This is a genomic window from Lishizhenia sp. (assembly GCF_057456495.1).
Genome location: NZ_JBVCPV010000178.1, coordinates 1 through 6,302, shown reverse-complemented (window position 1 = coordinate 6,302; position 6,302 = coordinate 1). Strand labels below are relative to the sequence as shown.

Below are 6,302 nucleotides of genomic sequence, written 5' to 3'. Positions count from 1 at the left end.
GTAGGTTGGTGGATGCGTAACGAAGATGCTGTAGAACACATCAAGAAATACAAGAAAAACCCACGCTATTTACAGTCTGTAGAATTTGACACAGATAAGATAGATGTTACCACAGATATCGTCCGTGTTATTGAAGAAGCGGAGATATTAATCATTGCTACACCTTCTGCCTTTTTAAATGATTTGTTCGAACCTATCGATAAGTCAATTTTTAAAGGTAAGTATGTTTTTTCAGCCGTGAAAGGTATCGTTCCAGAATACAATGCTATTCCTGCGCGTTTCATCCACAAAACTTTTGATATTCCTTACGATGACATCGGTATCATTTGTGGACCTTGTCATGCCGAAGAAGTAGCCCTAGAACGTTTATCTTACCTTACTTTAGCGTGTTCCAACGAAGATTTGGCCGAAGAAATGGCAGAGATCATGGCTTCCCGCTTTATCAAGACTACAGTTTCTGACGACTTGTTCGGTACAGAGCTTTCTGCCGTATTGAAAAACGTGTACGCCTTAGCTTCTGGTATTTGTGCCGGACTCGGTTATGGAGACAACTTCCAAGCGGTATTGATCTCTAATGCGATTCAGGAAATAGAGAACTTTATTGATGAAGTGAGTCCTATTCACCGTGACGTAAAAACAAGTGCTTATTTAGGAGATTTATTGGTAACTTCTTACTCCAAATTCTCCCGTAACAGAACCTTTGGTTTCATGATCGGTAAAGGGTATTCTGTAAAGACAGCACAATTAGAAATGGACATGATAGCTGAAGGGTACTATGCGACCAAAAGTGTCATGGAAATCAACAAGAAATTCCAAGTAGAAATGCCTATTGTTGAGGCGGTCTACAACATCATTTACGAAAAGATAGCGCCGGTTATCGAAATGCGTATTTTGACGGATAAGCTTTCGTAGATTTTTTTCATAGATTGTTAGACTTTTAGACGGTTAGAAAGCCATAGTTTCGGTTCCTCGACTCCGCTCGGAAACCTTAACTTAGACTTCCTATGAAAGGTATATACGAGGTCCTCGAGCAGAGCGCCGTACTGAGCGACAGTCGAAGTATCGAGAGGCCAGTTTAAGAAGTATAAACTTATGTCATAGATCACACAGAGTTCCTAAAAGGAAAACAAAATTTCCAATCTCAAAAAAGCTCAAAAACTTAACTTTAAAGAAACATGCTTCTCTTTGATTTTCCGTAACTTAAGGTCATGCGAAAATTGACTGAACTTGAAATTAAGAAAGCCTTAAAAACCTTAGATGGTTGGGTGTTGAAAGAAGGGAAATTGTGTAGTGAATTTGTGTTCGAAGATTTTAAAGCTGCTTTCGCTGCAATGACAGAAATAGCACTTCATGCTGAAGAAATACAGCACCATCCAGAATGGTGTAATGTGTACAACAAATTAGAAATACACCTGTTTACGCACGATATACAAGGGTTGAGTATGCTGGATATACAATTAGCAACTGTCATTAATGCGATGGGGAGAAATTACAAGGTAAAACGCATTGCTCCTGAAACGGTTAATGCAAGCTTATTTCCTTGCTCTAAGTAGATGTCCGTAAAACATTTGATTACCGTGCTTGGTTTCCATCCAGAGCTCGTTTAAGGTCGTGTTATTGGGGTTAAAATATCTTCTGCTCGTATTGGCGATGTCTTGCAATTCTACACGTGGAGAATAGGTGTTTAAAATCAGCAAGCCGCCTTTGTTTAACAAGTCGTAGGCCGTAGCGATAAGAACATCTAACTTCTCCTCTATTTTCCAACGTTCACCTTTAGCACCTAAACCAAATGCAGGAGGATCCATCACAATAAGGTCATAGGTATTTCCTCTTTTCACTTCTTTGCTGGCAAACTTTAAAGCATCGTCACAAATCCAACGTATATCGCTTAAACCTGAGCTTTCCATGTTCTCTTTGGCCCAAGTGATCAGTTGCTTTACAGAATCAACATGTGTTACATCAGCTCCGGTAGATTTGGCCACAACAGATGCAATACCTGTATAGGCAAAGAGATTCAGGAATTTCTTTCCTTCTCCTAGTTCCTCGCGCAATACTTCCCAATTGGTCGCTTGCTCTGGAAACATTCCCAAATGCTTGAATTGCGTAGTTGCTAGGTTTACGGTGAGCTCGTGAAAGTTTACTTGCCACTGCTGTTCACAAGGTTTAAGTGTTTGCCATTTCCCTTTTTGTTTACCGGTATCGATAAACTTCAAGTGCGCCATTTCTTGCCACTTGCTTTTTGGGATTTTACTCTTAAAATAGGCTTGTACTTCTGGTCTAATCGTAATAATATCTCCCCAACGCTCTAGTTTTTCATTTCCTCCAGCATCTATGAGTTCGTAATCTGACCAGCCTTGTGTGTAGAGTGGATTATTTTTCTTCATTCTCCTCTTTTAAAGCTTTGTCTACCTCTTCCATTTTCTTGTAGAACTCTTCTCCGTATGCAGAGATTAACGGTTCTTTTAAGAAACGGAATATGCTCACGTTCAATTTATCACCACACTCACAAGCGGGTTTACAAATGGGCCATTCATGGTAATTCAAGGCTTCAAAATCACGGTATTTTTTCGCACGGATAGGGTAAAGGTTACACGATTGTGGTTTCTTCCAGTCAATTTTACCGTCTCTCCATGCTTGTTCGATAGTACAAAGCGCTGTTCCTTTATCGTCGTACCCAACAAAGGCACATTCAGCTCCATTCACTAAAGTGGTAACAGGTTCGTTGTCGTAATCCATATAGAAAACCCCTTGCTCTTCAACGGCTTCTATACCTTCTTTACGCATGTAGGGCTTAACATCTTCGTAAACATCTTCCAAGATACTTACCTCTTCTTCTGTCAAAGGTGCCCCAGAATCTCCGGCTACACAACATTCTCCTTTACACGCACTTAAATCGCAAACGAATTTCTTTTGGAATATCTCTAAAGAAACTACTTTATCGTCTATCTCTACCAACATGGTGCAAAGGTAGTTAAGAATTAATAATTAATAAGGCAGAAGTAGGAAATAGATGAAGTGTGTCGGCCCATCGATAATTCGGCTACGCTCATCACAACGCTTCGCTCGGACACCTCCTGACCAAAAAAATGACCCGTATCCTAGGTTATCGAGCGGAGTCGAGATGAGCAATAGATTATGAATTAATCCATATATCTAGGCCTTAGTCTACTCGAGGACCAACAAAAAAGGGAGTCAACCAAAAGCTGCTCCCCTCAATAATTCTTAATTCAATATTCTTAATTGGTACTACATTTTGAGAAAATCACCCAAGTTATCCTTGATGGCATAACCTGTATCTTGTTGTGATTTACTGAGCTTTTCTTTTTCAACCAACATCCAAAGAATCAGTTCTTTTAAGAAAAGTTTGTCTTCATCTTTTTTCACATTAGGTTGGTAATCCTTAAGTATGTCTTCCAAGGGCGTTACTCTGTTTAAAGCCGAGGCATACTCATCATTACTAGCTGTTAAGGTTAATTCAAAAGCATCATTTTCCACGAACCAATTCACCACCTTCTGATACCATTGCTCTACCCCTGGTTTTTCAAGGTTAGAAATTTTAGGGAAGAACTGCTCGCTTAAACTTAAAATAGCATCTCCAATTAAGTATTCTGCTACTTGCGCTGCTCCTTCTTGTTCTCCTTCATAAACCAACTCCACCTTACCGGTAATGGCCGGAATTATACTTAGGAAATCGGATAAACGAATGGCTGTTGTTGCATCACCTGCCAAGAACATTCTGCGCTCTGCACTGGCAATCAAGTTTTGAAGTGCTGTTATACTCAAACGCGCACTCACCCCACTTTTTTCATCTACAAAATCACTCTTTCTAGCTTCGAATGAGATTTGTTCTACCAGTTGTCGCGCCAATTCGTTGATATGGATTTCTTCTTTCTTACCTATTACTTTCTCTACCTCTTGGGCCGTAATTCTCTTAGCCACTTCCATGGTTTTTGGATAATGGGTAAGAATTTGAGAGCCTATTCTATCTTTCAATGGCGTCACAATACTTCCTCTGTTCGTATAATCCTCAGGGTTTGCTGTAAAAATGAATTGCATATCCAAGGGCAAACGCAATTTGAAACCTCTAATTTGTATGTCTCCTTCTTGTAAGATATTGAAAAGTGCTACCTGTATTCTTGCTTGTAAATCAGGAATTTCATTGATCACGAAAATACAACGGTTAGCACGTGGAATCATTCCAAAATGTATAACTCTATCATCGGCATAGGACAACTTTAAATTGGCTGCTTTGATAGGATCCACATCTCCAATAATATCTGCTACGGTAACATCTGGTGTTGCCAGTTTTTCTGCAAATCTATCGGAACGGTGCAACCAGGAAATGGGGGTTAAATCACCTTGCTTGGCCACCACTTCTTTTCCATAACGCGACAATGGGGCAAAAGGGTCATCGTTAATTTCTGAGCCTTCTATGATGGGAATATACTCATCCAGCAAATCTACCATTAGTCGGGCTAAACGCGTTTTGGCTTGCCCCCTTAAACCTAAAAAGTTAATGTTATGCTTAGCGAGTATGGCGTTCTCCAGTTGTGGAATTACCGTATTCTCATAACCGTGTATTCCTTTAAAAACGGTTTCACCCGCTTTTATTTTGGCAATGAGGTTATCGCGTAATTCATCTTTAATAGGTTTTGTTTTATAACCTACGGCTTTTAAGTCGCCAAGTGTTTTGAGTTGTACTATATCTTTCATTATCTAATTCTCTTTTTACGGTTGGTTTCGTAATCTTCAAATATCATTTCCCCCAAACCTTGAAGTCCTGTATAAAACGCCTTTCCTTGGTTGGCTTCGGTAAAATTCTCTACAAACTCCATGAGATAGCTGTCTCTAGCGATCATAAAAGTTGTGATGGGTATGTTTAATTTTCTGGCTTGTGCTGCCATGTTGTAACACTGCTCTGTAATGTAAGGATCTAATCCGAAAGAGTTCTTGTAATAGAAACCATCTTTCTCGCGCACACAACTTGGTTTACCATCGGTAATCATAAAAATCTGCTTGTTGGTGTTACGCTTTCGACGTAAGATATCTAAGGCAAGATGGAGTCCGGCAACCGTATTGGTATGGTAAGGCCCCACCTGTAAATAGGGCAAATCTTTAATCTTTATCGGCCAGGCATCATTCCCAAACACAATTACATCTATAGAATCTTTGGGGTAGCGCGTTTGTATGAGTTGCGTCAAGGCCATGGCTACCTTTTTAGCAGGTGTTATTCTATCTTCGCCATACAAGATCATGGAGTGACTAATATCTATCATCAACACGGTGCTCATAGAAGATTTATGGTGGGTTTCTTCTACCACCAAATCTTGCTCCGTCAGCTGAAATTCGCCAATACCATTATTGATTTGTGCGTTGCGTATAGATTCTGTAAGCGCAATATTGTCTAGGTTATCTCCAAAACGATAATCTCTATACTCGCCCGTTTTATCCAGACTTTGTCCGAGGTGTTTGGTTTTATGATTTCCTTTCCCTCGCTTCTTTAAATTTCCAAAGATTTGTTCCAAGGCTGATTGTCGTAACATTTGTTCCGACTTCGCCGTGATTTTCATTCCACCCTTTTTCGGGTTATCCGTATCGTCTTTGATGTAGCCTTTTTTCTTAAGGTCTTCTCGAAAATCATCAAGGGTATACTCAGGCGTTGTTAATTGGTATTCTTGATCGAGGGTTTCCAACCATTCAAAACTCTCGTCTACATCCCCCGAAGTATGCACGATGATTTCCTTCCAAATGTTGAACAATTTATCAAAGGGAGTATCTTCTTCTTTGATAAACTGTTTAAAAATAAGGCTGGATGTATGGCGCTTGTTTTGCATATCTTAAAAATAACAAAAAACAAAGCGAAAGGTTTGAGGCAGGGTGTCTTGTGTGGGACGAAGGGGGTGGATACAAAAAGCCCGAAGCTATCAGCTCCGGGCTTTTTACCAGTGATTTCTATAATTTATAATTGGCGTAAACCGTATTCACTCCATTTTTTCTTCCGTAACCATAAAAAGTTATTTCTCCATCATTTATAGAGGTGGCGGATGTATATAAATATACTAGTGATTTTTCTGATTCATTCCAAAGTTCACTAAAACTGAAATTACAATCATCATCTACTTTCACCATTTGCAAAGACTCTTTATTTTTACCTCCACTTACATTTGCATTGTTTTTCATAATAGTTTCTCCCTCATTCATATAAAAAATCACAGGTGTGTCATCTATTAAAGCAAAAACTAACCCTCCTTGTATGAATTTAGATTTCAAACTCAAATCGGCCTCTATCCTATTGATTCCCG

At 39.4% G+C, this 6,302-nt stretch carries 7 protein-coding genes; 2 read left to right on the top strand and 5 right to left on the bottom strand.

What is annotated here, in order from left to right; all coding sequences use genetic code 11:
- Nucleotides 1–912, top strand: a 912-nt coding sequence (locus AC22ZQ_RS11835; RefSeq protein ID WP_318958977.1) for an NAD(P)H-dependent glycerol-3-phosphate dehydrogenase, incomplete at its 5' end; no start/stop codon positions are given.
- A gap of 296 nt (nt 913–1,208) precedes the next feature.
- Nucleotides 1,209–1,553 carry a 4a-hydroxytetrahydrobiopterin dehydratase gene (locus AC22ZQ_RS11830; RefSeq protein WP_318958976.1) on the top strand — a complete coding sequence of 115 codons (345 nt, stop codon included), beginning with the start codon at nt 1,209–1,211 and terminating at the stop codon, nt 1,551–1,553.
- Here the strand turns inward: AC22ZQ_RS11830 and AC22ZQ_RS11825 are convergent.
- The 5 genes from AC22ZQ_RS11825 to AC22ZQ_RS11805 form a co-directional block, all read right to left on the bottom strand.
- A complete protein-coding gene (locus AC22ZQ_RS11825; RefSeq protein WP_318958975.1) occupies nt 1,533–2,384 on the bottom strand; it encodes an RsmD family RNA methyltransferase in 852 nt (283 codons plus the stop codon). The genes AC22ZQ_RS11830 and AC22ZQ_RS11825 overlap by 21 nt on opposite strands.
- Entirely contained in the window at nt 2,371–2,958 is a 588-nt protein-coding gene (locus tag AC22ZQ_RS11820; RefSeq protein WP_244526223.1) for a DUF3109 family protein, read from the bottom strand. Before AC22ZQ_RS11820 ends, AC22ZQ_RS11825 begins: the two co-directional genes overlap by 14 nt.
- A 288-nt stretch (nt 2,959–3,246) precedes the next feature.
- On the bottom strand, nt 3,247–4,713 hold the full coding sequence (locus AC22ZQ_RS11815) for an AAA family ATPase (RefSeq protein ID WP_318958974.1): 1,467 nt from the start codon (nt 4,711–4,713) through the stop codon (nt 3,247–3,249).
- Nucleotides 4,713–5,834 carry a vWA domain-containing protein gene (locus AC22ZQ_RS11810; RefSeq protein ID WP_318958973.1) on the bottom strand — a complete coding sequence of 374 codons (1,122 nt, stop codon included), beginning with the start codon at nt 5,832–5,834 and terminating at the stop codon, nt 4,713–4,715. The genes AC22ZQ_RS11815 and AC22ZQ_RS11810 overlap by 1 nt, the downstream gene beginning before the upstream one ends.
- Before the next feature lie 118 nt (nt 5,835–5,952).
- The coding region (locus AC22ZQ_RS11805; RefSeq protein WP_318958972.1) for a hypothetical protein at nt 5,953–6,302 on the bottom strand (350 nt) is incomplete at its 5' end.

Excerpts from the sequence above, each read along its gene's own strand:
- AC22ZQ_RS11830 (WP_318958976.1), top strand. The coding sequence starts at position 1,209 with ATGCGAAAATTGACTGAACTTGAAATTAAGAAAGCCTTAAAAACCTTA.
- AC22ZQ_RS11825 (WP_318958975.1), bottom strand. The coding sequence starts at position 2,384 with ATGAAGAAAAATAATCCACTCTACACACAAGGCTGGTCAGATTACGAA.
- AC22ZQ_RS11820 (WP_244526223.1), bottom strand. The coding sequence starts at position 2,958 with ATGTTGGTAGAGATAGACGATAAAGTAGTTTCTTTAGAGATATTCCAA.
- AC22ZQ_RS11815 (WP_318958974.1), bottom strand. The coding sequence starts at position 4,713 with ATGAAAGATATAGTACAACTCAAAACACTTGGCGACTTAAAAGCCGTA.
- AC22ZQ_RS11810 (WP_318958973.1), bottom strand. The coding sequence starts at position 5,834 with ATGCAAAACAAGCGCCATACATCCAGCCTTATTTTTAAACAGTTTATC.